The sequence below is a fragment of the Terriglobus saanensis SP1PR4 genome (genome assembly GCF_000179915.2).
Lineage (GTDB): Bacteria > Acidobacteriota > Terriglobia > Terriglobales > Acidobacteriaceae > Terriglobus > Terriglobus saanensis.
The window spans coordinates 4147894-4174305 of the sequence record NC_014963.1; the positions used below are offsets into that span (position 1 = coordinate 4147894).

The 26412-nt window shown below is 59.0% G+C and carries 29 protein-coding genes and 5 tRNA genes; 14 read left to right on the forward strand and 20 right to left on the reverse strand.

Annotation, left to right across the window (positions count from 1 at the left end; genetic code table 11):
- Positions 1-118 precede the first annotated feature (118 nt).
- Positions 119-1258: an acyltransferase family protein gene (locus ACIPR4_RS22260; protein ID WP_013569910.1), complete on the forward strand. Its 1140-nt coding sequence runs from the start codon at positions 119-121 to the stop codon at positions 1256-1258.
- Here the strand turns inward: ACIPR4_RS22260 and mutM are convergent.
- Together mutM and ACIPR4_RS17020 are read right to left on the reverse strand one after the other, a co-directional pair.
- Positions 1255-2067: a bifunctional DNA-formamidopyrimidine glycosylase/DNA-(apurinic or apyrimidinic site) lyase gene (gene mutM / locus ACIPR4_RS17015; RefSeq protein ID WP_013569911.1), complete on the reverse strand. Its 813-nt coding sequence runs from the start codon at positions 2065-2067 to the stop codon at positions 1255-1257. The two genes, ACIPR4_RS22260 and mutM, sit on opposite strands and share 4 nt — an antisense overlap.
- Positions 2067-2396: a hypothetical protein gene (locus ACIPR4_RS17020; RefSeq protein ID WP_013569912.1), complete on the reverse strand. Its 330-nt coding sequence runs from the start codon at positions 2394-2396 to the stop codon at positions 2067-2069. Before ACIPR4_RS17020 ends, mutM begins: the two co-directional genes overlap by 1 nt.
- Before the next feature lie 135 nt (positions 2397-2531).
- Here ACIPR4_RS17020 and ACIPR4_RS17025 point away from each other — a divergent pair, with 135 nt between their 5' ends.
- The 3 genes from ACIPR4_RS17025 to ACIPR4_RS17035 all read left to right on the forward strand — a co-directional run bounded on the left by ACIPR4_RS17025 (position 2532) and on the right by ACIPR4_RS17035 (position 4773).
- Entirely contained in the window at positions 2532-3839 is a 1308-nt protein-coding gene (locus tag ACIPR4_RS17025) for an adenylosuccinate synthase (protein WP_013569913.1), read from the forward strand.
- A 10-nt stretch (positions 3840-3849) separates the two neighbouring features.
- Positions 3850-4137 carry a putative quinol monooxygenase gene (locus ACIPR4_RS17030; RefSeq protein WP_013569914.1) on the forward strand — a complete coding sequence of 96 codons (288 nt, stop codon included), beginning with the start codon at positions 3850-3852 and terminating at the stop codon, positions 4135-4137.
- Between the two features lie 102 nt (positions 4138-4239).
- Complete coding sequence (locus ACIPR4_RS17035) at positions 4240-4773, forward strand: nuclear transport factor 2 family protein (RefSeq protein ID WP_013569915.1); 534 nt, start codon at positions 4240-4242, stop codon at positions 4771-4773.
- A gap of 71 nt (positions 4774-4844) precedes the next feature.
- On the opposite strand, the gene ACIPR4_RS17040 is transcribed toward ACIPR4_RS17035, so the two are convergent.
- From ACIPR4_RS17040 to tsaD, 4 genes are all read right to left on the reverse strand, one after another.
- The gene (locus ACIPR4_RS17040; RefSeq protein ID WP_013569916.1) at positions 4845-5087 is read right to left on the reverse strand and encodes a hypothetical protein; all 243 of its coding nucleotides are present in this window, start codon (positions 5085-5087) and stop codon (positions 4845-4847) included.
- Positions 5088-5241: 154 nt separating this feature from the next.
- Positions 5242-5817, reverse strand: a complete 576-nt coding sequence (locus ACIPR4_RS17045) for an HIT family protein (protein WP_013569917.1) — start codon at positions 5815-5817, stop codon at positions 5242-5244.
- A 3-nt stretch (positions 5818-5820) separates the two neighbouring features.
- The gene (gene cysS, locus ACIPR4_RS17050) at positions 5821-7299 is read right to left on the reverse strand and encodes a cysteine--tRNA ligase (protein WP_013569918.1); all 1479 of its coding nucleotides are present in this window, start codon (positions 7297-7299) and stop codon (positions 5821-5823) included.
- Positions 7300-7406: 107 nt separating this feature from the next.
- Positions 7407-8546, reverse strand: coding sequence for a tRNA (adenosine(37)-N6)-threonylcarbamoyltransferase complex transferase subunit TsaD (gene tsaD / locus ACIPR4_RS17055; protein ID WP_013569919.1), 1140 nt, complete (start codon positions 8544-8546; stop codon positions 7407-7409).
- A 21-nt stretch (positions 8547-8567) separates the two neighbouring features.
- On the opposite strand from tsaD, the gene ACIPR4_RS17060 reads away from it, so the two are divergent.
- From ACIPR4_RS17060 to ACIPR4_RS17080, 5 genes are read left to right on the forward strand one after another with little or no spacing between them, the layout of a single operon-like run.
- Positions 8568-9941, forward strand: a complete 1374-nt coding sequence (locus ACIPR4_RS17060) for a CCA tRNA nucleotidyltransferase (protein WP_013569920.1) — start codon at positions 8568-8570, stop codon at positions 9939-9941.
- Positions 9938-11281 (forward strand): flavin monoamine oxidase family protein, encoded by a 1344-nt coding sequence (locus tag ACIPR4_RS17065; protein ID WP_013569921.1) that lies wholly within the window; start codon positions 9938-9940, stop codon positions 11279-11281. The genes ACIPR4_RS17060 and ACIPR4_RS17065 overlap by 4 nt, the downstream gene beginning before the upstream one ends.
- Positions 11282-11331: 50 nt before the next feature.
- Positions 11332-12396 (forward strand): SPL family radical SAM protein, encoded by a 1065-nt coding sequence (locus ACIPR4_RS17070; protein WP_013569922.1) that lies wholly within the window; start codon positions 11332-11334, stop codon positions 12394-12396.
- A gap of 27 nt (positions 12397-12423) precedes the next feature.
- Positions 12424-13200: a HipA family kinase gene (locus ACIPR4_RS17075; protein WP_013569923.1), complete on the forward strand. Its 777-nt coding sequence runs from the start codon at positions 12424-12426 to the stop codon at positions 13198-13200.
- Positions 13178-13564 (forward strand): DUF3037 domain-containing protein, encoded by a 387-nt coding sequence (locus ACIPR4_RS17080; protein ID WP_013569924.1) that lies wholly within the window; start codon positions 13178-13180, stop codon positions 13562-13564. The genes ACIPR4_RS17075 and ACIPR4_RS17080 overlap by 23 nt, the downstream gene beginning before the upstream one ends.
- A gap of 16 nt (positions 13565-13580) precedes the next feature.
- Here the strand turns inward: ACIPR4_RS17080 and ACIPR4_RS17085 are convergent, their stop codons facing one another.
- Positions 13581-14045, reverse strand: coding sequence for a hypothetical protein (locus tag ACIPR4_RS17085; protein ID WP_041586161.1), 465 nt, complete (start codon positions 14043-14045; stop codon positions 13581-13583).
- 170 nt (positions 14046-14215) lie between these two features.
- Here ACIPR4_RS17085 and ACIPR4_RS17090 point away from each other — a divergent pair, with 170 nt between their 5' ends.
- Positions 14216-14581 (forward strand): hypothetical protein, encoded by a 366-nt coding sequence (locus ACIPR4_RS17090; RefSeq protein ID WP_187290207.1) that lies wholly within the window; start codon positions 14216-14218, stop codon positions 14579-14581.
- Between the two features lie 983 nt (positions 14582-15564).
- On the opposite strand, the gene ACIPR4_RS17100 is transcribed toward ACIPR4_RS17090, so the two are convergent.
- From ACIPR4_RS17100 to ACIPR4_RS17160, 12 genes are all read right to left on the reverse strand, one after another.
- On the reverse strand, positions 15565-16941 hold the full coding sequence (locus tag ACIPR4_RS17100) for a PQQ-dependent sugar dehydrogenase (protein WP_013569926.1): 1377 nt from the start codon (positions 16939-16941) through the stop codon (positions 15565-15567).
- Positions 16942-17057: 116 nt separating this feature from the next.
- Positions 17058-17492: a 50S ribosomal protein L11 gene (gene rplK / locus ACIPR4_RS17105; protein WP_013569927.1), complete on the reverse strand. Its 435-nt coding sequence runs from the start codon at positions 17490-17492 to the stop codon at positions 17058-17060.
- 126 nt (positions 17493-17618) lie between these two features.
- Complete coding sequence (nusG, locus tag ACIPR4_RS17110; protein ID WP_013569928.1) at positions 17619-18248, reverse strand: transcription termination/antitermination protein NusG; 630 nt, start codon at positions 18246-18248, stop codon at positions 17619-17621.
- A gap of 43 nt (positions 18249-18291) precedes the next feature.
- The gene (gene secE, locus ACIPR4_RS17115) at positions 18292-18552 is read right to left on the reverse strand and encodes a preprotein translocase subunit SecE (RefSeq protein WP_013569929.1); all 261 of its coding nucleotides are present in this window, start codon (positions 18550-18552) and stop codon (positions 18292-18294) included.
- Between the two features lie 34 nt (positions 18553-18586).
- Positions 18587-18662: transfer RNA gene (locus tag ACIPR4_RS17120), tRNA-Trp, on the reverse strand.
- Between the two features lie 74 nt (positions 18663-18736).
- Positions 18737-18886, reverse strand: a complete 150-nt coding sequence (gene rpmG, locus ACIPR4_RS17125) for a 50S ribosomal protein L33 (RefSeq protein WP_013569930.1) — start codon at positions 18884-18886, stop codon at positions 18737-18739.
- 246 nt (positions 18887-19132) lie between these two features.
- A complete protein-coding gene (gene tuf, locus ACIPR4_RS17130; protein ID WP_013569725.1) occupies positions 19133-20320 on the reverse strand; it encodes an elongation factor Tu in 1188 nt (395 codons plus the stop codon).
- A 105-nt stretch (positions 20321-20425) separates the two neighbouring features.
- Complete coding sequence (locus ACIPR4_RS17135) at positions 20426-20734, reverse strand: hypothetical protein (protein ID WP_013569931.1); 309 nt, start codon at positions 20732-20734, stop codon at positions 20426-20428.
- Between the two features lie 28 nt (positions 20735-20762).
- Positions 20763-20837 (reverse strand) — tRNA-Gly (locus ACIPR4_RS17140).
- An 82-nt stretch (positions 20838-20919) separates the two neighbouring features.
- Positions 20920-20994, reverse strand: a tRNA-Thr gene (locus ACIPR4_RS17145).
- Between the two features lie 273 nt (positions 20995-21267).
- Positions 21268-21354 (reverse strand) — tRNA-Tyr (locus tag ACIPR4_RS17155).
- Between the two features lie 152 nt (positions 21355-21506).
- Positions 21507-21582 (reverse strand) — tRNA-Thr (locus tag ACIPR4_RS17160).
- A 169-nt stretch (positions 21583-21751) separates the two neighbouring features.
- Between ACIPR4_RS17160 and ACIPR4_RS17165 the strand changes: the two genes are divergently transcribed.
- Both ACIPR4_RS17165 and ACIPR4_RS17170 read left to right on the forward strand, forming a co-directional pair.
- On the forward strand, positions 21752-22489 hold the full coding sequence (locus ACIPR4_RS17165; RefSeq protein WP_013569933.1) for an SDR family oxidoreductase: 738 nt from the start codon (positions 21752-21754) through the stop codon (positions 22487-22489).
- Between the two features lie 85 nt (positions 22490-22574).
- Positions 22575-23393, forward strand: a complete 819-nt coding sequence (locus ACIPR4_RS17170) for a hypothetical protein (RefSeq protein ID WP_013569934.1) — start codon at positions 22575-22577, stop codon at positions 23391-23393.
- Between the two features lie 6 nt (positions 23394-23399).
- Here ACIPR4_RS17170 and ACIPR4_RS17175 read toward each other — a convergent pair whose 3' ends face one another.
- Positions 23400-24755 carry a D-arabinono-1,4-lactone oxidase gene (locus ACIPR4_RS17175; RefSeq protein ID WP_013569935.1) on the reverse strand — a complete coding sequence of 452 codons (1356 nt, stop codon included), beginning with the start codon at positions 24753-24755 and terminating at the stop codon, positions 23400-23402.
- Between the two features lie 89 nt (positions 24756-24844).
- On the opposite strand from ACIPR4_RS17175, the gene ACIPR4_RS17180 reads away from it, so the two are divergent.
- Positions 24845-25306 carry a GNAT family N-acetyltransferase gene (locus tag ACIPR4_RS17180; RefSeq protein ID WP_013569936.1) on the forward strand — a complete coding sequence of 154 codons (462 nt, stop codon included), beginning with the start codon at positions 24845-24847 and terminating at the stop codon, positions 25304-25306.
- 88 nt (positions 25307-25394) lie between these two features.
- Positions 25395-26357: a hypothetical protein gene (locus tag ACIPR4_RS17185; RefSeq protein ID WP_013569937.1), complete on the forward strand. Its 963-nt coding sequence runs from the start codon at positions 25395-25397 to the stop codon at positions 26355-26357.
- Positions 26358-26412 lie beyond the last annotated feature (55 nt).

A 26412-nucleotide genomic window follows, 5' to 3' on the forward strand; every position in this document is an offset into this window, starting at 1 on the left:
GTGGCGGGTTAGAGGTTGTTACCTGCTCGAAAATCGCTGGATCTCTTCTGAACATTACTAATGGCTTATTTTCCTGCTCGGCGACTGTCGCCAGGTTGGGATGCGCTAAAGTAACGAAATGAACGACGTTCTCTCGGAGAAAGATAAGGCCTTCACTATTCCATCCAGGAGAGATTCCCGAGGGCGTTACCGCGGTCTGGACACAATCCGCGGGCTAGCCGCTGCGGTGGTTGTCTTAGACCATATCGAATTGTTCAATTCGCAAGAGCACTTCGCTCACATCCCCGATTCTCTGGTTAGATCGATCGGCGTTATTTGGAATGGGCCTGCAGCGGTCATTGTGTTTTTCATCATTAGCGGATTCTGTATTCATCTGCCTTATCGCGGCAGCCGACCCATCGAATTGGGTCCGTATTTCGCTCGAAGGCTTGTCAGGGTCGGATTACCAGCGGCCATAGCGTTTAGTTACAGCGCCTTCTTTTTCCACGCTCGCGACTTTGTGAGTACCTTCAATGCCTTCAGCATACTTTGGAGTGTGCTATGCGAATTGATTTACTACTTTCTGTATCCCCTTCTGCGCAAACTCAGCTTTTCCTTCAGCTGGGTAAAGATGATTCTTGTTAGTTACCTTGGCAGCCTTGCGGTTCTTCTTACACACACAGGCGTACTAAGAGAGATGCAAAATAATTATCCGGCTATGGGGCCACAACTTACCTGGTTTATCGGCCTCCCGTGCTGGATTATGGGTTGCTGGCTTGCCGAATCCGTTGAGCGCTTTCCCACGCTGAATCAGATCTCCATCTGGGCGTTGCGAGGGTCGATCGTGGCGATCGCTGTCGTATTGAGAATCATCAAATTTCACGTGCACTCCCCCTACGCAAGCAACACCCTCACCCTCAATCTCTTCGCGTTCCTGGCTTGCTTCTGGCTAGGCTGTGAGATTCGCCGCTTCGAGGAAAAGCGCCCAGTTCCATTTCTGGAGTGGACCGGAACATGGAGTTATTCCGTGTACCTCGTTCATACGCTCGTTCCGGAAAGCATCACCCTTTTCGGAACCGTTGGCATGTTGTCGTTACTCACAGGATCGCATTTGCAGTTGCTCCTGATCATCTTCGTGATGTCCTATCTCTTCCATCGGGTGATCGAAGTGCCCTCGCATAAACTGGCAGTCTGGGTGAGCCGGCGGATGAAGTCGCATAAGATCGGCCGCAATACGCCAACGTCGATTCCCGCTGTACCGACGATTTCCGAGAGCTAGATCTGGCACACCGGACAAAAGTGCGTTGACCGCCCACCTACCGTGATCTTCTTGATCGGCGTCTCGCAGACCAGGCACGGCTGCCCCGTCCGCATATACACCTTGTGCTCCAACTGAAAGAAGCCGCGCACCCCATCGGCATCGACGTAATCCGACACCGAAGATCCCCCCAGCTGAATCGCATGCTTTAGAACGTCCTTCAACGCTGTGTGCAGCCGAGCGAGTTCCGCCCGCGTCAGCCGCCCGGCCTGGCGCTTCGGCCGAATGCCCGCGCGAAACAAACTCTCATCTGCATAGATATTCCCGACACCATGCAGCAGCGATTGATTCAGCAAAGCCGCTTTGATCGGCGTCTTGCGGCTTCTGAAGAGCGCGATAAAGTCTTCTAAACCAATCGTCAGAGGTTCCTGCCCCGTCCCTGCATACGTCGTCTGCGGCGCAATCACAGCCAACCGCCCGAAGCGGCGAGGATCGACAAACCGAATCTCCCGCTCATCGTCGAGCGCAAGAATCGCGTGCGTATGCGGCGGAACTTCCACCTCTCCCTTCGAAACCAGCAGACGCCCCGTCATCCCCAGATGCACTGTGAACTGAGCGGGCTTTTTATCCCGCAGCAGATCGAAGACAATCGTCTTTCCCACGCGATGAACCCGCTCGATCCGCGCCCCCGTCAGCGTCTCTTCGATCAGTGCTGCCGGGGATTTCAGCGGCTCCGGCTTCGTGCCTAGCGTGACGTGCTGAATGCGGCGGCCATGTACGCGCTCGTGGACACCATTCGCTACGGTTTCTACCTCAGGAAGCTCAGGCACTACGCCTCCTCGCTCTCTCCAACAAAGTTCAGCACGTCTTCCATCTCCGCGCGCGGCAGACCCGTCAGCGCGGCCAGCTCCTCGTCGTCCATGCTTCCCAGGACGAGCGTTCCGACGCCAATCAGAAGAGACTTTTCGCGTGGCGACAAAGACGCGATAAAGGGTAAAACCTGGTTCGGCTGCGGTGCGAGCATCTTGGAGTGCAGGGCCGCGACCTCTTCCGGCGTAGAGCCCAACTGTGTGTCGTAGTCGATCTGCATGCGATTTTCCACGAGGTTCAGCGCGTTCGGGAGAAAGACGTAGGCGTTGAAGGCGAGTTCTGGGTTCATATCTTCCTTCCTTCGATGCACGACAGGTCGTGACGCTTCATCTCAGGATAAAATGAAGTGTACGAGGCTGGTTTGGCGTGGGTGCTTCCGCCTGGCTTCGTCGCCTATCTTTATATTCCTGGAGAGTCCCCAATCGTGACGACAAAGAAGACAGCAGTGGTGCTTGGTGCGCAATGGGGCGATGAAGGTAAAGGCAAGATCGTTGATGTTTTAAGTGAAAAGTTCAATGTCGTAGCACGGTATGCCGGTGGACATAATGCAGGCCACACGGTCATCATCAAGGGCAAAAAATTCGTTCTGCACCTCATCCCCTGTGGCGTTCTGCGTCCGGGATGCAAGGGCGTGATCGGCAACGGCGTCGTGCTCGACCCCGCCGCCTTCCTGGCCGAGGTCAAGATGTTGAAAGAGCAGGGTTTCCCCGTAGGAGAGCAGCTCTTTGTCTCCAACCGTGCACAGGTGATCCTGCCCTACCACCGCATGATCGAACTCGCAGCGGAGACGGCCCCAGGCCGCACGAAGATCGGCACTACCCGCCGCGGCATTGGACCCGCGTATGAAGACAAGATTCACCGCAATGGCCTGCGTGTTGTCGACCTGATGAACCCGGCGCTTCTGCGGACCCACATCACCAACGCCTGCCATGAGAAGAACTCCATTGCGCACGCTCTCTTTGGCACCGAACCCCTCAACCCGGCAAAGATCTACGAAGAGTACGCCCGCCTGGCCGACCAGGTCGCCCCGTTCGTCACGGACACCGCCGTCCTTCTGAACAACGCCATCGCCGACGGTGAGAGCGTGATGTTTGAAGGCGCCCAGGGCGCTCTGCTAGACATCGACCACGGCACGTATCCCTTTGTGACCTCGTCCTCTTCCACCTCCGGCGGTGCAGTCACCGGAACAGGCGTCAGCCCCACGGCCATCGGCACCGTCATCGGCGTCACCAAGGCGTACGTCACTCGCGTCGGTGAAGGCCCCTTCCCCACCGAAGACATGACGCAGTACGGCGAAGAGCTTCGCGAGCGCGGTCAGGAGTACGGCGCAACCACCGGACGCCCGCGTCGCTGCGGCTGGCTCGATCTGCCCCTGCTGCGCTACAGCAACATGGTGAACGGAACCGAGTGGCTGGTCGTTACCAAGCTGGATGTTCTGGATTCCATGGACGAGATCCCAGTCTGCACCTCGTACGAGATCGACGGCGAGGAGACCGACCTGATTCCCGCGGATGTGCGCGGATTTGAGTCCATCGTGCCGATCTACACCAAGCTCCCCGGCTGGAAGACCTCCACCGAGGGCATCACCGAGTTCGACAAGCTTCCCCAGGCGGCGCAGGATTACCTGCGATTCCTGGAACGGGAGTCTCGCGCCAAGATCGGCATGGTCTCCACAGGCCCCGATCGTGAACAGACCATTACGATGCCAGACTTTACCGCGGCAATCGGATAGGCTGATCACTATGGTGACGTTCACGGTTCGGATGAAATTTACGATGGAAGACCACGACGAGGTGGAGCGCGTCCTGCGGGCACTGACCGCAGAGACGCGCAAAGAGCCCGGCTGCGTCAGCTACATCTGTCATTTTGTGGATGGAGATGCGGAAACGGTCTTGATCTACGAGCAGTACCGCGATCAGGCCGCCGTGGAAGCACATCGCCAGTCACCGCACTTTGAAAAGTACGCCGTGGGTGGCCTCTACCAGATGATGAAACTTCGCGAGATAGAAAACCTCGCGGCCGTCTCCTGAAGAGCAGACCGCTTCCAAGCCCACAAAGGGCATCTTATTGCACAGATGTTTCCACGATTTTTTGACGAGAGTTCTTTTGCTTCGCTAGTATCCCGGATACCGATGCCAAAGTTTTTTCATCGACGAGCATGGCTTACAGCGGCGGCGGCGATGCTGCTTGTCGCCGTCCCGTCGCACGCCTTTCTGACCCACGGAAAAGGCAGTCACAAGAAGAGCGATACCAAGGCCATCCAAGCGCTGGAAGACCAGTGGCACGACGCCCTGATGCACGGGGACTCCTCCGCCATGGCGCCGATTCTGGCGGATGACTTTCTCGGCGTTTCCGCCAACGGAACTCTGACGGACAAGGCGCAGTACCTCAAGCGCGTCTCGGCGGGTCGATATGTCTTCCGAAAAATCGACGTGGAAGATTCGAAGACGCGTCTGCATGACGACACGGCCATCGTCGTCTCTCTCGCCCACATCGAGGCGACCTTGGAGGGCATTGAGCTGGCCGGCAAGTATCGCTACACGCGCGTCTACCGCCGCATTCCCGCCGGTGGATGGAAGTTGATCAACTTTGAAGCGACACGCGTCTCCGGTGCGGGTGAGGGAGATCTTCGCGGCGGCGTTCCGATCAAGGAACCAACGCATTAGGAGACAGAGAGTAGAGAGTTAAATAAAGAAGCCTCGGCAGATGCCGAGGCTTTTTCGGTTATTGCAAGTCTTTATGCGATACGTTGATTGAGGGTCAAAGGGCCGCTCAAACGCTGCGCAGGCATGCGCGGAGCGGGCATGTTGAGTCCAAGTAAGCGACGTCCCAAAGACCGGGTCATGCCGGTGATATGGGCGTCCTCGCCTTCCATCTGAGCGATAGCCAAAAGAGTTAATGGCTTAAATGAGGCAGCGGACGTTGCTGTCTCGGGAGCGTCTGTGGGGGCGAATTCTGAGTTCCGCTTTGATTTCCGCATGTGTTGCTCCTTACATCTTGGGGACGCATAGTACGAGAGGGAGATCTTCCCGGCGGCGCGAATCATCGATTGATTGTGCGTCGGGCGCGGCTGAAGTCTCAGTTCCCAGCCACTGCGCATAGGATGACACTTTCGTGGGATGAAGTTGTCTGTTTTAAGACGCTTCGGTGTCGGCGATTGCCTGTCGTAGACGTTTCCAAGTGATGTCGAGCGTTTCGGGAAGGACGCGCGTCTCCGCGATCACGGACATGAAGTTGGAATCTCCCACCCACCGTGGGAGCACATGCATATGGATATGCTCTGCCACACCCGCACCGGCAGCCTCGCCCAGGTTCATTCCAAGGTTGATGCCGTTCGGCTTGTAGGTCGCCCGAAGCGCCGTCTCCGCCCGCTGCGTGAGGCGAATCATCTCCTCCGCCGCCGCGACAGGAAGCGCCGCCAGCGACTGCAGATGCTCATACGGGATCACCATCAGGTGGCCACTGCTATAGGGAAAGGCGTTCAGGACGAGGTAGCAATACTCCGCGCGGAGGAGGATGTGGCCAGGAGCCTCGGCTTCTTCCGGAGGCATGCCCTGCTCGATGGCCCAGTTGGCGGACCCGATGAGATTACAGAAGACGCAACCGCAATCCCCAGGCCAGGCCGCCAGGGCCTCCGGCACGCCCTTGCGTCCGGCAGGGCCGCTGTCCGTGATGTACGCGTACCGCCACGGCGTCCAGAGCCTGTCCATGAGCTACTTCCGCTTCCAGGAGACGCCGTCTTTGCCGTCTTCGATCAGAATGCCCTTTTCGGCAAGTTCCTTGCGGATCGCGTCGGCACGGGCAAAGTTCCTCTGCTTCTTGGCAAGGGTGCGCTCGTCCACCAGCTTCTGAATGTCGTCTTCGGAAAAGCTAGAAGACGCAACGAGATCCGGCGCGGCTTCGCCCAGACGACCCTCGGCTTCGGCCCAGGCAAGAGCGTCGCGCGTGACCTGCTGATCGCGATCGGTGAGGACGTCGAAGATCGAATCGAAGCGGGCCAAAAGGTCGCGGATGGACGCGACGTTTCCGGCAAGGAGAGTGCCGGTATCTGCGGCAGAGTTCGCGGCACGCACGAGATCGAAGATCGCGGCGCGAGCTTCGGCCGTGTTCAGGTCGTTCGAAAGAGCAGCGTCGAAGAGGCGCAGCTTCTCGGTGGTAAGGGCCGCAAGGCCGGCGTTTTCGCCAACAGCAAATTCGCCCTTGTCCAGACGCCGCGCAAACGTCCGCAGACGGTCGATGGCGTTGGCCGACTCCGTCAGTCCTTCGAAGGTGAAGTTCATCTGGTGGCGATACGGCACCGAAAGCAGCAGAAAACGAATCGCAGAGGCGCGATAGCCCTTCAGCAGAAGGTCGCGCAGGGTATAGAAATTACCCTCCGACTTCGACATCTTCTTGCCTTCCACCAGCAAAAAGCGGACGTGAAACCAATGCCTTGCCAGCGGCACATGCGAAGCCGCCTCCGACTGTGCGATCTCGTTCTCGTGGTGCGGAAACGTAAGATCCTCGCCACCGGCGTGCAGATCGAAGGTCGGACCAAGATGCTTCATCGCCATGGCGGAGCACTCGATATGCCAGCCCGGACGACCGATACCCAAGGACGTATCCCAGCTATGCTCGTTCGGCTTCACGGCCTTCCAGAGAGCGAAGTCGCGTGCAGCATCCTTCTCGTACTCGTCCACATCCACGCGCGCGCCGTCTTCGATTCCGTCGAAGTCCTTTTTTGAAAGCTTTCCGTAATCGGGAAAACGCGCGATCCGGAAGTACCAGGAGCCGTCTTCCGTCTTGTACGCAATGTCCTCGGAGGCGAGCTTTTCAATCAGCGTCACCATGTCGCCGATGTTCTCCGTCGCGCGGGCAATGATCTCCGGACGCTGCACGCCGAGGGCGTCCATATCTTCAAAAAAAGCGCGCTCGAACTTGGCCGTGTATTCGGCGATAGGCATGTTGGCGGCGGCGGCGTTGCGGATGATCTTGTCGTCCACATCCGTGACGTTCATGACGTGCTTCAGCTTCATGCCCTTCAGAGCGGCGAAACGACGCAAAACGTCGACATGCAGGAAGGTGCGGAAGTTGCCGATATGGCCGTAATCGTAGACGGTGGGCCCGCAACAATACATGCGCAGTTCGTTGTCATGCTGCGGCACGAGCGCTTCCACGCGGCCGCCCAGGGTGTTGAAGAGGTCGATTGCCATCCGGTGTTGCTTGCCCCTCAAGACTTGCGCGCGTGCCGGAAGGTTTCCCTGCAAAAAGATCGTTTGCCGCCGCAGTACTGTGCCTAGTGATTTTAGCCCACGCAGCTCTATCCGAGACGCTGCTGCGGCGTGGCATTGAGCCCCGAACCCGCAAAATCGCCCGCAACAAAGCGAGGCCAAGCCGCCGCCGCGATCATCGCCGCATTGTCCGTAGACAGGGCAAGCTCCGGGAAGTGAACCGCAATGCCCTTTTCCGCCGCCAGCGAGGTCATTGTCGAACGGAGTTCCCGGTTCGCCGCGACTCCTCCCGAAACGAGAATCGTCCGAACCCCAAAATGGTCCGCTGCCCGCAGCGTCTGCTTCGCCAGATTGCCGACCACGGCGTTTTGAAAGCTGGCCAGCAGGTCAAGCGTCTGCCGATCCAGAAGGGACACGGCAGACGCAGGCTTCAGGTGAGCGAACTCGGCACGGCGCGCATCGATGGCAGGCTTCATCCCATGCGTCTCTACATAGCGCAGAACAGCAGTCTTGATCCCGGAAAAGGAAAAATCAAAGGTAGGTTCGGCGCTCGGATCCGCGCCGCGATGCCTGATCTCCGCAAACCGGAACGGAACGGCCTTCGGATTCCCATGCGGCGCAAGCGTATCGATCCAAGGTCCGCCGGGATACCCAAGCCCAAGCAGCTTCGCTACCTTGTCATACGCCTCGCCCGCCGCATCATCGACCGTCCGGCCCACGTTGCGGTAGTGCCACGTACCAGCGCGTTGCTTTGCGAGGTAAAGATGCGTGTGTCCACCCGAAACTACGAGTGCGAGCACCGGCACTTCCTCCTCTGACTCGCCGACTTGCCGACCCGCTGACTCGCTGCCCTGCATCAGCACGGCGTGGATGTGGCCTTCCAAATGGTTCACCGCCACCAGCGGCTTGTCGAGCGCAAACGCCAGCGACTTTGCGAAGGAAATCCCCACCAGAAGCGCGCCTGCCAGCCCCGGACCGGAGGTGACGGCGATAGCATCCAGATCACCGTACGCAACACCTGCCTTGAACATCGCCTCCCGGATCACCGGGGTGATGTTGCGCAGATGCTCGCGCGAAGCCAGCTCCGGCACCACGCCGCCATAAAGCGCATGCATCTGCATCTGCGAAGCCACGACGTTCGAAAGCACCTCCCGGCCGCCGCGCACCACGGAGGCAGCCGTCTCGTCACACGAGCTTTCAATGCCGAGAATGAGTCCACCTGGGCGCATCTGACTATAGTAGTGGACGAAATGAGTACAGAGAGTCAGCAGGTCAGCGAGTCAGCAAGTCAGCAGAAAGCCGCTCTGCGCGTCGTCGAGCGGCTGCGTGGCGTGCAGTTTTCCGCCTATTTTGTCGGTGGATGCGTGCGCGATCTCCTCATGGGCCACGCGCCGAAAGACTACGACGTCGCCACGAACGCCTGCCCGGATGCCGTCATAAAACTCTTCCGTCGCACCTTCCCCGTCGGCGCGCACTTTGGCGTGGTGATCGTCTGCGACAACGACGGTTCGCAGACCGAAGTGGCGACCTTCCGCGCCGACGGAGCCTACGAAGACGGCCGCCGACCCACCGAGGTCCGCTACGCCGACACGCCGCAGGTCGACGTACTCCGGCGCGACTTCACCATCAACGGCATGATGATGGATCCCGTGACCGGCGAGGTGCTGGACTTCGTCGGTGGGCGCGACGATCTCGAAGCGAAAATCCTCCGCGCTATCGGCACACCGCAGGTGCGCTTCGAAGAAGACAAGCTCCGCATGCTGCGGGCAGTACGGTTCGCCGCACGCTTCGGCTTCACGCTCGAACCCCGTACGCTCCAGGCGATTCAGGCGCAGGCCCCCACCATCAACCAGGTCAGTAATGAGCGCGTGCGCGATGAACTGACGCGCATGCTGACCGAGGGCCACGCACGGCGCGCCTTCGAGCTACTGGACGAAACCGGCCTACTGCGGGAAGTCCTTCCCGAAGTCGCAAAGATGAAGGGCGTGCAGCAACCGCCGCAGTTCCATCCCGAAGGCGATGTCTGGATACACACGCTTCTGCTGCTGGAAAAGCTGCAGGCAGGATGCTCCATGGAACTGGGATGGGCCGCTTTGCTGCACGACGTCGGAAAGCCTCCCACCTTCCGCGCACCCGACCCGACGCATGCCAAGCCGCGCATCCGCTTCGACGGCCATGCTGAGATCGGCACCACCATGGCCCGCACCATCTGCAACCGCCTGCGCATGTCCAACGACGAGACCGAGCAGATCTGTCTCCTCGTCGCCAACCACATGCGCTTCGGCGACGTGATGCAGATGAAGCCCGCAACCCTGAAGCGCTTCTTCCGCCTGCCGAAGTTCGATGAACACCTGCGCCTCCACTGGATGGACGCCTCGTCGGCACACGGCGACCTGCGCCTCTACGACTTTGCCAAACAGCAGTACGAAAGCGCTCCCCCGGACACCATCAAACCCGCACTCTTTCTCACCGGACGCGACCTGATCGACGCTGGCCTGAAACCCGGCCCACGCTTCAAACTTCTGTTGGAACAAATCGAAGACGCGCAACTCGAAGGTCGCATTACGACAAAAGCCGAAGCCATCAATCTTCTTCGCGAACTTCTGGCGTCCAATCCCTCATGAGCGAAATCATCATTCTTGGAGCGGGCGTCGCGGGACTCTCCGCAGCGGTGCATCTGGCAGAGGCAGGCTACGCCGTCACCGTGCTGGAGGCGAAAGACTGCGTAGGCGGACGCATCCGTTCGGTGGAGACCGCAGGCATCGTGGTGGAGACCGGCGCTGAGTTCATACACGGCGTTCCGCCCGACACCTTTGCCTGGCTGCGTGAAGAAAACCTCGAGCACTATGAACTGGACGGCGAAGACCTTGTCTATGACCTGGACAACAGGGGACATCTCGATCTCCAGCAAGAGGGAGATGCGGAAGACGAATCGCCCCTGGATCTGCTGGAAAAGATGACCGAGTGGAGCGAGATGCATGCGCACCGCGACATGACCTTCGCCGAATATCTCGCACAGGAAGGCACAAGCCCCGAAGACGCAGCAGGCGCGATCGGATATGTCGAAGGCTTCAACGCGGCGGACCATCGTGTGATCAGTATCCGCTCGCTGGCGATTCAGCAGCGCGCGGAAGATGCCACAGAAGGCGACCGCCTCTTCCACGTGCGCGGTGGTTACTCCCGACTGGCCGAGGCCATGGCTGCGAAGCTAATGCGTATCGGCGGGAAGATTGAACTGGGTGTAGTCGTGGATCGGATCGCATGGTCGCACGGTACGGTAAAGCTCCACGCAGACAACGGCAAAGAATTCGCGGGACAGGCCGCTCTGGTGACACTTCCCCTGGGCGTTTTGCAGAAGAAGTCCGTCACCTTCGACCCTGAGCCCGTAGAGTTCCTCCGGGAAACGGAGCGTATGCGGATGGGCCACGTCTGCCGTGTTTCCATGGTCTTCCGCACACGCTTCTGGGCGGAGATGAACCATGCGCAGCACCATAAGCTGCAGAAGCTCTCCTTCCTTTTTCCTGAAAAGCGGCGCGTCCCGGAAGGCCCTGCCTTTGAAGCCTTCTGGACGCCTTACCCGTCCGTCGACCCGATCATGACGGCATGGACCGGTGGACCGGCGGCAATAGCTTTCGCCGGGTTGAATCCAAGCCAAATCGCCGAGATCGCCGTGCGCGATCTCGCCCTCGCTCTCGGCGTTCCCGTCGAGGCCGTTCGGCAAGAGCTTCTTGGCTATGGAACGCACGACTGGACCTCCGACCCCTTTGCCCACGGAGCTTACAGCTACGTCGCAGCGGGAGGTGCGGATGCCTCCGAACGCATGACGCAGCCGTTGGAAGGCACACTCTTCTTCGCCGGAGAGCATACCGACATCACCGGGCATTGGGGAACGGTGCACGGCGCCATACGCTCCGGCATCCGCGCGGCTAAACAGCTGATCGAAATCCATCCTGCGGTGCGCTAAACCCTCGAATCTTTTCTTTTGACACAGACCAGCAGCAGGAATAGGCTGCAATGGAAAGCGAAGAAAAGGCGAATATGGGCGATGTATTATTTCCAATTCTGGGGCAGGCTCCCGTCGCCATCGCGAAGATGGCCGCTGAGAGCGACTGGCTCGATGCCGGGCACGACGTCGAGTTTCGCTCGCTCGGTGTGAAGTCCATCCTGAACAAGTCGGTCTCCAAACGGCTGAAGTGGATGGTCTGGAGCATTAATCCCTATCGCGGCTGCGAGTTCGGCTGCCGCTACTGCTACGCCCGCTACACGCACGAGTTCATGGAGCTGCGCGACCCCGAAGCCTTCGAGCGAAAGATCTTCATCAAGCAGAACGCGGCGTGGCTGCTGGAGCAGGAGTTGCGCCGCATGGAGAAGCGCGGCACCATCCACGAAGAGATAGCCCTGGGAACCGCGACCGACCCATGGCAGCCCATCGAACGCAGGGAGCGCGTCACGCGATCTCTGCTGGAGGTCATGGCCAGGCGCTCCGGCCTGCAGCTGGGAGTCGTCACCAAGTCCACACTGATCGAACGCGACCTCGACCTGCTGCGCGAGATCGATGCGAAAAGCAGGCTCGTCATCCACCTGACCATCACCACGCCCGACGTCGAACTGGCCCGCAAGCTGGAACCCCGCGCGCCACGCCCCGATCTGCGCATGCGCACGGTGCGGCGTTTCCGTGCAGCGGGAATTCGGATAGGCGTGTTGAACTCGCCGCTTCTGCCCGGCATCACCGACACGCCCGAAGCAATCGACGCCATGGCGAAGTGGAGCGCGGAGGCAGGGGCCAGCTTTTTCGCCGCACAGCCGCTCTTCCTCAAAAGCTGCTCACGCCCAACGTACTTCGACTTCGTGAAAGAGCACTTCCCTGCCTTGGAGAACGACTACGCGGAGCGCTTCCGCACGATGGACTTTGCCTCAGGGCCATACCGAGAACGTCTGCGCGCGCTCGTAGCGGCATCCTGCCGTAAATACCGCCTCAACGAACGCAGCAGAGATACCCTGCTGACCCGCGACGCAGGCGATACGAAGAAACCCGCGCAGCGGGAACCAGCAGCCGTGCAACAGCGGCTCTTTGCCTGAAGCATCGAAGTCATACACTGGAAGCTCATGCTTCGTTCCGTTGCAGCAACGCGTTACGTTCTGGCCCTCCGCGAGGGCGGCTCTCTGCCTGCCATTGTGGAGGCCGATGACCTCGGTCTCTACGTCGTGAAGTTTCGCGGCGCGGGACAGGGCGCGCTCGCGCTGGTTGCGGAACTGGTGACCGGTGAGATCGGTCGCGCCCTTGGCCTCCGCGTACCGGAACTGGTCTTTGTTGAGGTCGATGCCGTCCTGGGACGCAGCGATCCCGACGCCGAGATTCGCCACTTGCTCAAAGCCAGCGTCGGCCTGAACCTCGCGCTCGACTATCTCCCCGGATCGACCATGTTCGATCCAGCTGCGGGCGACATCGCTTCTCCAGAAATCGCTTCGATGGCCGTCTGGTTCGATGCGTTCGTCCAGAACGTCGACCGCACTGCGCGCAATGCCAATCTGCTGATGTGGCACAGGCAGACCTACTTCATCGACCACGGCGCAGCGCTCTTCTTTCACCACAACTGGGAGACCGCTGAGGAGAAGATCGCCTCGCCCTTCGCGGCGAGCCAGCACCACGTTCTGCTCCCCTGGGCGAGCGAGATCGCAATCTCCGGAGCCAAGGCAAAAATCATCATCACAGCGGATCTGCTCCGAGAGATTCTGGCGATGGTCCCCGAAGCGTGGCTTGAAACGCCAATCTCCTCTGCGGCCGTGCGACGCGAAGCGTACCTCGATTACCTGATGCGCCGCCTCGCTGCGTCCCCAATCTTTGAAGAGGAGGCGATCCGTGCCCACCAACGCCTCGTTTGATTACGCCGTCCTCCGCGTTGTGCCACGCGTGGAGCGGCAGGAGTTCGTCAACATCGGCGTCATCGTCTTCTGCCTGGAGAAGCGCTACCTCGCCGCCAAAGTACACGTAGACGAACAACGCCTCCGCGCCCTCTGGCCTTCCCTGGACATCCCCATGGTGCAGCAACATGCGAAAGCCGTCGTGCGCATCTGCGAAGGCGACCTCTCCGCAGGCCCCATCGCAAAGCTCTCGCAACGCGAACGCTTCCACTGGCTGATCTCGCCACGAAGCACAGTCATCCAGACTTCAGCGGCCCATACGGGAGTTTGTTCGGAGACGCACGGCGTCCTAGAGAGATTGTTTGCTCAGCTGGTAAGTCAGTAGACGCTGACGGCTTCACCTAGTCCTGGTGGAGCGGTTCGTAGACTTTCATGCCCGCCAATGGCGATGCGTATTCCGAGAGCTGATAATTCTGTCGGATGTACTGGCAAACAGGTTGGAACGGCTGGTACGGATGCTTCACGGTGGGCGCGTACGGTGCTTTAAAAACGTCCTTCATCGTCGAGCGCAGGTTCTCTGGATTAATAACGCATCCCCCTTGCCAGTCCTGAGCCAGGAGAAGAGGACGCGTTGGATTGCGCTGCATGTCTCCGATTTTTTCTTCGGAAAAGTTATTGGACGTGAGCAAGCTTCCTGGATAACGGCCGGAGAAAATTCGTACGCCGCGCTCCGGGGGATGGAGGCCGACACTCGATCCCAAAGGTGCGAGCAGCGCTGTTCCATCGGGAAGCCGTTTTCCTTCAGGAAGGTCAACGACAAGGTGCATCTTGCGAATTCTTTCGCCTGCGACCACCTGCCCGTGCATTCGCATCTCCATCCATTCGTAGAGACGAGCAATTTTAGGATAACGCTCAGGCTGCGCAGCCATCTCCTGAAATGGCACTGAGAGCGTTTTATCTGGCCATACCGACGAGATGTAAAGGAAGGCCAGCAGACCAGCAAAGGGAAGCGTACCCAGACGGAAAAAACCTTGTGTTGAGCGAAAACCACCATGACCGCGAGCGCTGCACCGATGGTGTTGATGAAGATATGTCCGGGATCACACCGTCCCATAGCTGGCGGCATGGTGATCAAGGCGAGAGCCAAAAGATAAATGAGTGGATGATCGAGTTGTTTGTTCCGATAAGCCGCAATAGCGATCGCTCCAGCGAAGACCACATAGAGAAGAACAATGACGCTCGTCAGGCTGAAGAGGAGTGGAAAGTTCAACGCTCCGCCACCGATTCTCACGAAGTATTTGAACTCTCCCAACCTCCATCCAAGGGCGACAGCCGCCACCGAGAACAGGCAAAACAGGATCAGCGCAGGGTAAAGACCTTTGCGCGGGTTGCGCTGGCATAAGGTGAAGTAGAGCAATGTCCCGATCATGAATTGAATGCCCTGGTCGGGAGAGAAGAGGAGTACAAGAGTTGCGCCGACTCCCGCAATAGAGAAGACAAGAAAGAGATTCTTACCGGACCGGTACGCGCGTTCCACCCAGAGGGCAAGGATGATCGAACTAAGGAACCGGACAGGAGTGTACTGCATTCCTTCGCCTTGGATTGCCAGGAAGAAGAATCCCGCGATAAGCAGGAAGATGCTTTTAGCGCGCGGAACTGCCCCAGCCGTCCAGTCAACGGCCTTCCAGATAAAATACACGCCAATGATGGACTCGATGGTCCAGATGGGAAGTAAGCATCGACGTAGAGCATGCCAGTGAAGCGCACCAGGAGAACAGCAGGATAGAACATCAGTGGACCGTAGACGAAGTCAAAGTCCCGGTAAAGTGCTTCTCCAAGCCTGTAGTTTTCGTACTGCGGAATAAAGAAGTAGAAGGCTTCATTGAGCCCTCCACGCTCGCGCGTATATGCCCAGAGCAGGACACACGCTCCAGCTACGAGCAGCGAGACAAGAACGGGGAGTCTCTGCGAAAAGGACTTTGTTCGTTGAATGGGAACCGGAATGGGAAGGGAAAGCCCAAACCCTCGCGTGAAGATACCGAAGGCCAGCGAGAAGATCAACAGAATCGCGAGACCCGCAGAGGTGTTGTAGCCAAGAAGATAGGCCTCTGATAAGGCAGGCTTGTGGGATGAAGTACGGGACAGTAAACAAAATGGAAAAACCAGCGATGAGAAAAAGCACCACCGACCAGGCTGGCCTTCTCTGCATTTTAGTTGGTTCCACCCCGTTCACCTCGCTCCAGCAAAAGCATAGCAGGCTAAGATTTCCGCCTCTGCCGTCAGCGATGTAGCGGTGTGCACGTTCCACGAAGAAGAACACAGAAGAACACACAAAGACGCTCCGGCTATATCTAGGCCGGAGCGTCACCGCTTAGAACGATTCGCCTACTTCTTGCCCGTATAGCTAACCCGCCAGATCGTCTTGGCACCATCTTCCACCACAATAAGTGAACCATCCTTGGCGACCGTGACACCTACAGGACGACCCCAGACCTGCCCGTCCGGTGTGAGAAAGCCCGTCAGGAAGTCTTCATACTCACCGGTAGCCTTACCGTTCTTCACGATGCCGCGAACGACCTCGTACCCGGCGCGGTTCTTGCGGTTCCAGCTGCCATGTTCGGCGGCGAAGATGTCTCCCGTGTAGCTCGCGGGGAACATGTTGCCGTTGTAGAAGAGCATCTCCAGCGAGGCCATGTGGGGCTGCACCAGAATATCCGGGGTAATGACCTTCGCCTTCAGCTCGGGATGCTTGCCCGCATGGCGCGGATCCTGCTGCTGGCCCATGTAGTACCACGGCCAGCCGTAGAAACCACCCTCTTCGACGTGCGTGATGTAATCGGGCACAAGGTGATTGCCCAGACGGTCACGCTCGTTGGTGGAACACCAGAGCTGCCCGGTGATCGGGTTGATGGCCTCGCCCACGCAGTTACGAATGCCGTAGGCGTAGACCTTGGTGAACTTGCCGGACGGGTTGTACTCCAGCACATCGGCGCGGTGGAACTCCTTGGGATTAGGAACAATCTTGCCGGAACATTGTTCGCGATCAAAGGTGCCATCCACGGCCTTGTTCGTTCCACCCTCGCAGATCTCGGTGTCGTCCACGTTCGACCCCGAACCGACCGAGACGAACATCCTGCTGCCATCCTTGGAGAAGACCACATCGCGCGTCCAGTGACCTCCGCCGCGAAGCTGGGCGTATCCCGGCAGCGTCTGAACCACGGTCTCCGGCGCACCGGAGGCCTTCATGTCCCCGGCTTTATATGCAAAGCGGACGACGGAAGTCGTGTTGGCGACATACACCCACTTGGGATTCACCGCCGGGTAGAAGTTGATGCCAAAGGGATGATCCAGACCTGTGGCAAAATCCATCCGTTCGGCGACAGAGCCATCCGCCTTCATGCCGCGAAGGACGATGACCTTACCTGCGCCGGAGTCTGCGAGAAAGAAGTCCCCATTGGGTGCGGTGCGGATCAGGCGGGGCTGATTGAAGTCCCCCTGCGCATAAAGGGAGACGGTAAAGCCTTCGGGCGCAACCGGAGTAGCGCCCTCGGGACGCGGGACGACCGAGGGGCCGTTGTCCACGGACTCCTCTGGATTCGGTGCGGGAAGATCCTGAACGGTGAGATGGACGCGGGTTCCAGGCTTCTGCTGGTTCCAGTCGTGGAAGGCGTCCTGTCCGGTGGCGGCGGTCTGCGCCATTGCGTTTGTCGAAACAAGCGGCGCTGCAAGGAGGGCGAGTGCGGCGATGTGTGAGAAGCGCATAATGACTAGCATCCTAGCGCACGAGGCGCGACGCGCGCATCCATTCGAGACTCTAGTCGCAAAACGGCGAAAGCGGAACGCCTGGGCGTTCCGCTTTGCTGAATACATGGTGCAGATTAGCCGATGACTTCGATGCCCATGGAGCGGGCGGTACCGCGGATGGACTTCATTGCAGTCTCAACCGAGCTGGCATTGAGGTCAGGCATCTTCTGGGTCGCGATCTCACGAATCTGAGCCTCAGTGACCTTGCCGACCTTGTCCTTGTTCGGTGTACCGGATCCCTTGGCCAGACCGGCAACCTTCTTCAGCAGGACGGCCGCGGGCGGCGTCTTGGTGACGAAGGTGAAAGTACGGTCGGCGAAGACGGTGATGACAACGGGGATCGTAAGACCCGCCATCTCCGGTGCCTTGGTACGGTCGTTGAACTGCTTGCAGAACTCCATGATGTTGACCTGCGCCTGACCGAGCGCGGGACCAATTGGGGGCGCGGGCGTTGCCTTGGCGGCCATGACCTGGAGCTTGACGTAACCTGTGATCTTCTTCGGTGCCATTGGTTTCTTCCTTATTTGATGGGCCGCGTTTTCCGCCGCAGTCCGGGTTGGTTCGAGTTGCCGCTTCGGCTATCCCAGGGCGGCGGTAGAAGCCACGCAAGCCCGGGGAAGTACAAGCCTTACCAACTACTCGACAATCTTGTCTACCTTCGAAAATTCAATCTCTACCGGCGTGGAACGACCGAAGATGGAGACCATGACCTTCAGGGTCTGCTTGTCTTCGTTCACATCGTCGACCGCGCCGTTGAAGTTGGCGAACGGGCCGTCGGTGATCTTGACCATCTCGCCCTTTTCGAACTTCACCTTAAGCTTCGGCTTGTCCTTCGAAACATCGGTGCGGAAGATGATGGAGCTGACTTCCTGCTCGGAGAGCGCAACCGGTGAATCTCCGGTACCGAGGAATCCGGTGACGCGGGGCGTGTTCTTGATGGTGTGCCAGAGGTCGTTGTCGAGGTCCATCTCCACCAGCACGTAGCCGGGAAGGAAGACGCGCTCGATGACGTACTTCTTGCCGTTACGAACCTCGGTAACAGGCTCCGTGGGAATCATCACGCGGCCGATCTTGTGCTGCAGACCGTAAGCCTGGATGCGGCTCTCAAGCGACTCTTTGACCTTGCGCTCGAAGCCGGAGTAGGCGTGAATGATGTACCACTTGAATTTTTCGTTCACCGGCGGTGGCAGCGTCTCGGCGCCTTCAACAGCGGGCGCGGGCGTTTCTACTGCGGTTGGTTCTACCGGATTCAATTCGTCTGCCATGGTGTCCTTCACTTCAGATCTCGTTCGTTAGGTGCACAACATCTTAGTGCTGTGTCAGCTTCTCAAGCAATGCACCTACGGTGTGGCTCGCGATGTAGTCCACGACGGCAAAATAAGCCGCGAAGACAAACACGGTGACGAGAACGACGATCGTAGTCGACTTGACTTCTGCACCGGTCGGAGTCGAAAGCTTCTTGGTCTCATTGCGGACGTCTTCCAGGAAGGTGCGCAAACGCGCCGGTCCGCTCTTCAGCCGATCCATACCGTCATTGGAAGTTTCCGCCACTGCGATTGCCTTGGCCATATTGCCTCTTTTGTTACCTTCGTTGAATCGAAACTGGCAGGGGCGCTCGGATTCGAACCGAGAAGTTCGGTTTTGGAGACCGACAGTTTAACCGTTGAGCTTACGCCCCTATGTTGCAGTTGCTAGTTCTTAGTTGTTGGAAGAAACGTAACCACTAATAAACTAGCAACTAAAAAACTAAGAACTACTTTGTTTCCCGGTGAGGGGTGTGTTTGCGGCAGAAGTTGCAGAACTTTTTGAACTCAAGACGGCCCGTGGTGGTCTTCTTGTTCTTCGTCGTTGAGTAGTTCCGGTTCTTACAGTCCGGGCACTGAAGAGTGACAATTTCGCGCATGATGAATCTCCTTCTAACGTGACCAACCACAACGGTTGGCAAGCAGTCGTGCTGGATTACTCCTGACACGCCGCGACGCAGGGCTTAACGACCCCTGCTGCCGAATCCTGAGTTGTGTTCCAAAGGAAGAGCGGTCAGGCCGCACTCTTCCTCTCTCTATTATGCCTGAAGTGGCACTTTTGCTTCTACTACGCCCTTCGGGGAGGGTGGAGGCCGTTTCGCCTCTACCTCCCCGTCGGTGATTCTTTACTTGATGATCTCGGAGATGGTACCGGCTCCGACGGTACGTCCACCCTCACGGATGGCGAAGCGCAGACCCTTTTCCATCGCCACCGGCGTGTGCAGCGTGATCTCCAGCGAGATGTTGTCGCCCGGCATCACCATCTCTGTACCTGCTGGCAGCTTTGCCGATCCCGTCACGTCCGTGGTCCGGAAGTAGAACTGGGGACGGTAGCCGTCGAAGAACGGGGTATGACGTCCGCCCTCTTCCTTCGAAAGAACATAGATCTCGCCCTTGAACGTCGTGTGCGGCGTGATCGATCCCGGCTTGGCCAACACCATGCCGCGCTCCACATCTTCCTTCGCGATACCGCGTAGAAGAAGACCAGCGTTATCGCCCGCAAGACCCTCGTCCAACTGCTTCTTGAACATCTCAACGCCCGTCACAACCGTCTGGCGCGTCTCGCGGAAGCCAACGATCTCCGCAGGTCCACCCACGTTGATGCGGCCACGCTCGATACGGCCCGTCACCACAGTTCCGCGGCCGGAGATCGAGAAGATATCTTCGATCGGCATCAGGAACGGCAGGTCCACGAGACGGTCAGGCTGGGGAACGTTCGCGTCCACAGCGGCCATCAGCTCGTCTACGGAGGCTTCCCACTGCGCTTCGCCGTTCAGAGCGCCGAGGGCAGAGCCGCGGATCACGGGAACGTCGTCGCCAGGGAAGTCATACTTGCTCAGAAGCTCGCGCACTTCCATCTCGACCAGGTCGATCAGCTCCGTGTCTTCCACAGCATCGCACTTGTTCAGGAACACAACGATGTACGGTACGCCTACCTGGCGCGCCAGGAGAACGTGCTCCTTGGTCTGGGGCATCGGTCCGTCGGTCGCTGCCACCACGAGGATCGCGCCGTCCATCTGCGCTGCGCCCGTGATCATGTTCTTGATGTAATCGGCGTGGCCCGGGCAGTCGACGTGGGCATAGTGACGGTTCGCCGTCTCATACTCCACGTGCGAGGTCGCAATCGTAATGCCGCGCTCGCGCTCTTCCGGTGCGTTGTCAATCGTGTCGAACGAACGGAAGCTGTTCTTCGGGTTGTGCTTCGACAATACCTTCGTGATCGCCGCCGTCAACGTCGTCTTGCCATGATCAATATGACCAATCGTTCCTACGTTTACGTGCGGCTTAGACCGGTCAAACTTTTCCTTCGCCATGTTGCTCTCGTCTCCTGGTTATCTGAGCCCTGCCGTACAGGCGAAGCCCTTGGGTGAACTGATGTCGAAGCAACGATCGCTCCGAAAATTTATGGGATCTGCGTCTCAGTAGTACGCGTAGACCTTCAGATATTTACGCCGAAGCTCCGGATCGACCTTCTCCAGCAAGCTCAGGTAGAGCTCGCGGATCATACCCTGATCGCCGTTGCCGAGACGGGCATAGTCGCTTCCCGTCGTGGAGCCCAGCTTGCCAGCCTTCAACACATCTTCAAAGTCGCGTATGCGCAGCTTGGCACTCTTCAGCGCGCGCAAAAAATCATCGACCTTGGACGACGAAAACGCCGCGTCGACCGCCTGCTTTACTGCGCCAAACTGCTGCGCATTCTCTACCGGGATGACTGCCTGCTCATACATGCGACGCTTACAACCTCACTTCAAAATCTGGAGCGGGAGACGGGGATCGAACCCGCGACCAACAGCTTGGAAGGCTGTGACTCTACCACTGAGTTACTCCCGCACCTTATGAGCTTTTAGCTTCTAGCCATTAGCTCGTTCATTGAAGCTAAGAGCTAAGAGCTAATGGCTAAAAGCTAAATTTCTGGAGCTGATGATGGGGCTTGAACCCATGACCTCTCCCTTACCAAGGGAGTGCTCTACCACTGAGCTACATCAGCCTACCTGCTGCCGGAGCGACGATCGGGAAGCCAAAGCCACCCGGTTACCGCTCTACCAGCCTACCGCGTTTCGCTTCTGCTTGCCTTCACCCGGCCAATCAGAACACGAAATGCGAAGAACCCTAACAATACCCAGACCAAAGACCTGTACTTCCCGGGCTCCATTGTGCGCCAAACTCCCAGCGCCGCAAAGGCGATCACCGCAAGCGCAACGAACATTCGCTGCTGTGATCCCGGTCCATTCATGGTGCTACCGCCTGGCCGTACAAAAAATGGTGCACAGGGGAGGATTCGAACCTCCGTAACGCTTAGCGTGGCAGATTTACAGTCTGCTGCCATTAACCACTCGGCCACCTGTGCACATCCTGCGCCCTGACCCTGCAAGCTCCTGTCCAGCTCTTCTCCACGCGCGCAGACGCCGCAACGGGGGAAAGTACCTCATGCTGGGAAGGAGACCCTGCAGAAACGCAAACGCAGTCCTACCAAATCCGACCGCCTGTGTGGGCAGAAACTGGAGCTGGCGAAGGGACTTGAACCCCCGACCCTCTGATTACAAATCAGATGCTCTACCAGCTGAGCTACGCCAGCCCAAACAGACGTTTGCGCTGCCCGTTTGGCGCAGCGCTTACCTAGAAGATTACCACAAGATCCCGAAGCCTCTGTCCACAGCAGATCCGGATTTCCCTTCCCTTTCTGGGCCATCATTCTGAATCCCGCCCACGCCTGCACCGCTCTGATACGCAGGAGAAGGCACACCATGGCACAGTCTCACAAAGGTCATATCGCCCTGATTACGGGCGCAAATAAGGGAATCGGTTACGAGGTCGCCCGCCAGCTCGGCAAAGAGGGCATCACGGTCCTCGTCACCGCCCGCAACCCCGAACTCGGCGAAGCCGCCACAGCCAAGCTGAAAGCCGACGGCGCAGACGCCCATTTCATCGAACTCGACGTCTCGAAGCCCGAAACCATCGCCAAGGCGGCGGAGCAGGTCAAAGCAAAGTTCGGCCACATCGACATCCTCGTCAATAATGCTGGAATTATTGATCCCAAGGACGGTCTTCCTGGCACCGCCGAGATCGACGCCGTCCGCCGCGTTCTGGAGGTCAACTTCTTTGGCGTACTTGCAGTCACGCAGGCCTTTCTTCCCTTGGTCCGCGAGTCAAAATCCGGACGGATCGTCAACGTCTCCAGCGGTCTCGGCTCTCTCACCCAGAACGCCGATCCAAACTGGCCCTTCGCCGCATACAAGCCCATCGGCTACAACGGTTCGAAGGCCATCCTCAACATGATGACCATCCAGCTCGCCTACGAACTGAAGGACACTTCTATCAAGGTCAACACCGTCGATCCCGGCTACACCGCGACCGATATCAACGGAAACAGCGGCCACCAGACCGTAGAAGAAGGCGCTGCCGAGACCGTTCGCATGGCCCTCATCCCCGACGAAGGCCCGACCGGCGGGTACACCAACAACGAAGGCATCGTTCCCTGGTAACTCGCTGTTATAAAGCGTCCGTACACGGAGTGGCGGCTGAATCGTCCAATGGTATGCTGGCGGCTCAGCCACCCTCCGAGGTCTTATGCGACTCCGCTCCACCCTTCTGGCACTCGCCCTGACGACCGCCTCCCTGCACGCGCAGGAGCCCGTCGAAGGCCCGCTCCCACCGCCGCCCGCGCAGACGGGCCTGAATAACCAGACCGTCATCAAGATGACGAAGGCCGGCCTGGAGGACTCCATCATCCTGGAGACCGTGCGTTCGCACGTAGGCCACTACGCCACCGGCCCCGACGATCTGATCGCCCTGAAGAGCGCAGGGGTAGCTCCGGCCGTCATCGCGGCCATGCAGGCGAAGAACTCCGGCTTCGCAACCCACACTCCTGAGGCTCCGGTAAACCTTACCCCCGTCTCTCCCAACGTGGACGACATCGGCGTCTACTACAAAGACCACGACGCCCAGTGGCAGAACATGCCCCTCGAGCTGGTGAACTATCGCCAGGGCGGCGCCCTAAAAAGCGTGCTGACCAACAACATTGTGAAAAAGGATATGAACGGCCACGTCAACGGCCCCTCGGCCAAGCTGGAACTCAAGGCAGGCGACCAGGTCCTGCTCTTCGCACCCGCTGGAGTCGAAGCCGAGGAATATCTCCTGATCCACTTCCGCCAGCACCAGGACAACCGCGAGTTCCGTACCGAAACGGGAAATGTCTTCCACACGCAGACCGGCGCGGACCGCGACTCCCTGCTGTTCGTTGCAAAAAAAGTAGCGCCGCACATGTTTCAGTTCAGCCTCCCCGCCGACATCAAGCCCGGCGAGTACGGCGTCCTGCCGCCGGGCGGCGCCAACGTCCGCGGCATGGCCAACGCCGGAAAGATCTACACCTTTGCCGTCAGCAAGTAGTCTCGTCTATCCAAATAAAACCGTCTGCAGAAATTCGTTGCGGAACTTGCCCTGCGGATCGTACTTGGCCACCAGCGCCTTGAAGTCGTTGGCCTTCGGGTAAAGCTTGTCGATCTGCGCCGCCTTCAACGCAAACATCTTCGCCCAATGCGGACGCGCCTGGAACGGAGCCAGCTTCGCTTCGATCTGCGGAAGGATCTTCTGCACCGCCTCCCACTCCGGCTTCCATGTGAAGTGGATCGCAAGCGACTTCCGCTGGTACGCCATGCTCATCCAGAGGTCGTCCGCCGCGATGGCGCGAACTTCCGTCACAAAAATGTGCGGCGTAATCTGCTTACGCAGACTCTCCACGGCCAGCACCGCCTCATACGCGTGCTCGAAGGGCACGAAGTACTCCGTCTGGATCTCTTTGCCCGTGGAGGGCGTGAACTCCATCTTGAAGTGAGGCAGGCGCTCGTACCACTTGCCGACGGTATTCATCTGCTCGGTCGTCTTCTCGGCGGACTGGCCCACAACGGGATGCAGCTTCTTCGTCGCCAGCGTCGCACCGTAGAACATCGGCGGCGGCGTGGCGTCCCCACCCTGGTCGACGCGGCGCTTGATCCACACCTCCCACGCCTGGTGCTTCTGCCAGTTGGTAAACAGCGACAGGCTATAGCCCGTTCCCATAATGGCTGCGAAGTTATGCTCCAGCTGGCCGAAGTCCAGATCCTCATAGACCACCTGCGTCATCTGGTAACTCGGCTGCACATCCAGCGTCACATGCGTCACCACACCCAGCGCGCCCAGGCCAACCACAGCGCCCAGAAACTCTTCGCCATCCTTCGCCCGCGAAAGCGTATGCACCGCGCCATCCGCTGCGACCAACTCGATCGCCGAAACCGCCGTCGCCAGATTGCCGTTGCGTACACCAGAGCCATGCGTCGCCGTGGCAATGGATCCGGCCACCGAGATATGCGGGAGCGATGCGAGGTTATGCAGTGCAAATCCCTTGGCATCCAGTTGCTGCGCCAACTCGCCGTACTTGATGCCTCCACCGACCTTCACCGTCTTCGCCGCCGCGTCCAGCAAGACATCCTTCAGCCCCAGCGTGGAGATCTGCGCCACCGTGGAATCCGCAATGCCGTTGAAGGAGTGCCGCGTCCCCAAGGCGCGCGCATGGTTCACACTGCGCACAGCATCCTGCACCTCGGCAACGTTCGCAGGCTGCAGTACTTTGTTGGTGTGGTAGTGAAACGTCCCGCTCCAGTTTTCGCGCGGCACGGGCGTTGGCGCAGGAGAATCCGTCGCATCTGCAATCCCTGCAACGGCCATCGTGGCTGCCAGCGCGGCAGACCCCTTCAGAAAATCTCGCTTATCCATCGGGTCTATGGGCTCCATTCTGTTGCAGATTCTAGACCCGTCGCCAAACCTTTGGCTCCAGCGAGATACTCCAGCGAGATAATAGTGCGATGGATACCTCCTCCCCAGATCTGACCATTCGGCACGCCGAGCTCCAGGATGCCCTGGAGATCTCCCGGCTCGCATGGCAGCTCGGCTACGAACGCAGTCCCGAAGCCGTGCGCGTCTGGATCGAATGCCTCGGAACGCGCACCGATCATCAGGCTGCCTTCGTCGCCTGCACGGAAGAAGAGGTCGTCGGCTGGATTGAGGTGTCGGTCGAAAACCGCATCCAGACACCTCCCTTCGCTCTCATCGGAGGCCTGGTCGTAAAAGATGGCATACGCGGGGCGGGCATAGGCCGGCGGCTTTGTGAAGAAGCAGAGATCTGGGCCCGGCAGCACGGGTTGGAGCGCATTCGTGTCACTTCCCGCAGCACACGCGAAGCCGCACACCGGTTTTATCTGCGGGACGGGTATCGCGAGGTCAAAACCTCCCTGGTCTTTGAAAAGAAACTCTCGGAGAAAGCCTGAGGTGCCAACAGCCGATCCGTAACAGATTCCAGACGAACTTTCTCTATCATTTCCACGCCGAGGCCGCAGAAGCGGTATAAAGGGGCAGATGCGCCGCCGCACACGTTACTCCGTTCTGATCGCGCTCTCCATCTTCGCCCTCATTGGCGTGGCCGTTTTCCTTCGCTTCCATGCGCCACCAGAGGTGGCCCGTCTTCTGCCCGAGTCGGACGCCATCGTCTACTTCAACCTGAAGCCGATCCGCGCCGCCTCGCGCTTTGACCAGAAGCCCATCACACCCTCGCCCGAGTACAAGAAGTTCCTCGACGCCACCGGCATCCGCTTCGACCGCGACCTCGACCGCGCCGCCTTTTCGCTCCATCGCATGCCCGATCCCAACGGACCGAACGGTCCCGTGGCTTACTCCGAGGTCATGGAAGGCCGCTTCGATGCGAACCGGCTCCTGGCATGGTTCGACGCCAACGCCACCTCGCGCGAGACCTACGCAGGACACACGATCTACACCATTCCTGTGGAAGGCCGCAGCTTCCGCGTGACGACGCTCGGATACGACATGGTGGCCGGGTCCAACATGCCCACGGTCGAACAGATCCACTCCATCATCGACCGCTACGCCTCCGCAGCCTCGCCCTTCTCAGGATCTTCGCTTCTTTCCGCGCGCTATCGCGAAGTACCGATCTTCGCTCTGGCCTGGGGCATCGGCCATGTCGGTCTTCCCTTCTCCGACAATGGAAAAATCAAGGTCTACGGCCTCACCCTTCCGCTCGGCGAAGATACGGAGCTGATCGCTTCGGTCACCTTCCGCGGCTCGCTCCATCTGCGCGTGGAAGAGATCGCTCCTTCGGAAGACATCGCTAAGCACACAGAACTGAATCTCAGCACCTTGCTGAACCTGGTGCGCGGCTTCGCTCCGCAGACCGCAACGACGCCGGAAGACATGGCAACACGCGATCTGCTGAACTCACTCAAGATCGATCGCCACGAGGACCGCGTTCTGATCACAGGCACCGTACCCACCGCCGTCCTCGAAAGCGCCGCCGCCAGCCACTAGAACGCAACATCATTTTTTGTCATCCCATAGGGATCTGCTTTTGCCTTTGTGCCCC

Coding starts and splice junctions, on each gene's coding strand:
- ACIPR4_RS17075 (WP_013569923.1), top strand. CDS start 12,424: ATGCTTCGTTCCGTTGCAGCAACGCGTTACGTTCTGGCCCTCCGCGAG.
- ACIPR4_RS17035 (WP_013569915.1), top strand. CDS start 4,240: ATGCCAAAGTTTTTTCATCGACGAGCATGGCTTACAGCGGCGGCGGCG.
- ACIPR4_RS17180 (WP_013569936.1), top strand. CDS start 24,845: ATGGATACCTCCTCCCCAGATCTGACCATTCGGCACGCCGAGCTCCAG.
- ACIPR4_RS17085 (WP_041586161.1), bottom strand. CDS start 14,045: ATGCACGGGCAGGTGGTCGCAGGCGAAAGAATTCGCAAGATGCACCTT.
- ACIPR4_RS17065 (WP_013569921.1), top strand. CDS start 9,938: ATGAGCGAAATCATCATTCTTGGAGCGGGCGTCGCGGGACTCTCCGCA.
- ACIPR4_RS17165 (WP_013569933.1), top strand. CDS start 21,752: ATGGCACAGTCTCACAAAGGTCATATCGCCCTGATTACGGGCGCAAAT.
- tsaD (WP_013569919.1), bottom strand. CDS start 8,546: ATGCGCCCAGGTGGACTCATTCTCGGCATTGAAAGCTCGTGTGACGAG.
- rplK (WP_013569927.1), bottom strand. CDS start 17,492: ATGGCACCGAAGAAGATCACAGGTTACGTCAAGCTCCAGGTCATGGCC.
- ACIPR4_RS17045 (WP_013569917.1), bottom strand. CDS start 5,817: ATGGACAGGCTCTGGACGCCGTGGCGGTACGCGTACATCACGGACAGC.
- ACIPR4_RS17070 (WP_013569922.1), top strand. CDS start 11,332: ATGGAAAGCGAAGAAAAGGCGAATATGGGCGATGTATTATTTCCAATT.
- tuf (WP_013569725.1), bottom strand. CDS start 20,320: ATGGCGAAGGAAAAGTTTGACCGGTCTAAGCCGCACGTAAACGTAGGA.
- nusG (WP_013569928.1), bottom strand. CDS start 18,248: ATGGCAGACGAATTGAATCCGGTAGAACCAACCGCAGTAGAAACGCCC.
- secE (WP_013569929.1), bottom strand. CDS start 18,552: ATGGCCAAGGCAATCGCAGTGGCGGAAACTTCCAATGACGGTATGGAT.
- rpmG (WP_013569930.1), bottom strand. CDS start 18,886: ATGCGCGAAATTGTCACTCTTCAGTGCCCGGACTGTAAGAACCGGAAC.
- ACIPR4_RS22260 (WP_013569910.1), top strand. CDS start 119: ATGAACGACGTTCTCTCGGAGAAAGATAAGGCCTTCACTATTCCATCC.
- ACIPR4_RS17030 (WP_013569914.1), top strand. CDS start 3,850: ATGGTGACGTTCACGGTTCGGATGAAATTTACGATGGAAGACCACGAC.
- ACIPR4_RS17020 (WP_013569912.1), bottom strand. CDS start 2,396: ATGAACCCAGAACTCGCCTTCAACGCCTACGTCTTTCTCCCGAACGCG.
- ACIPR4_RS17185 (WP_013569937.1), top strand. CDS start 25,395: ATGCGCCGCCGCACACGTTACTCCGTTCTGATCGCGCTCTCCATCTTC.
- cysS (WP_013569918.1), bottom strand. CDS start 7,299: ATGGCAATCGACCTCTTCAACACCCTGGGCGGCCGCGTGGAAGCGCTC.
- ACIPR4_RS17170 (WP_013569934.1), top strand. CDS start 22,575: ATGCGACTCCGCTCCACCCTTCTGGCACTCGCCCTGACGACCGCCTCC.
- ACIPR4_RS17175 (WP_013569935.1), bottom strand. CDS start 24,755: ATGGATAAGCGAGATTTTCTGAAGGGGTCTGCCGCGCTGGCAGCCACG.
- ACIPR4_RS17135 (WP_013569931.1), bottom strand. CDS start 20,734: ATGTATGAGCAGGCAGTCATCCCGGTAGAGAATGCGCAGCAGTTTGGC.
- ACIPR4_RS17100 (WP_013569926.1), bottom strand. CDS start 16,941: ATGCGCTTCTCACACATCGCCGCACTCGCCCTCCTTGCAGCGCCGCTT.
- ACIPR4_RS17060 (WP_013569920.1), top strand. CDS start 8,568: ATGAGTACAGAGAGTCAGCAGGTCAGCGAGTCAGCAAGTCAGCAGAAA.
- ACIPR4_RS17040 (WP_013569916.1), bottom strand. CDS start 5,087: ATGCGGAAATCAAAGCGGAACTCAGAATTCGCCCCCACAGACGCTCCC.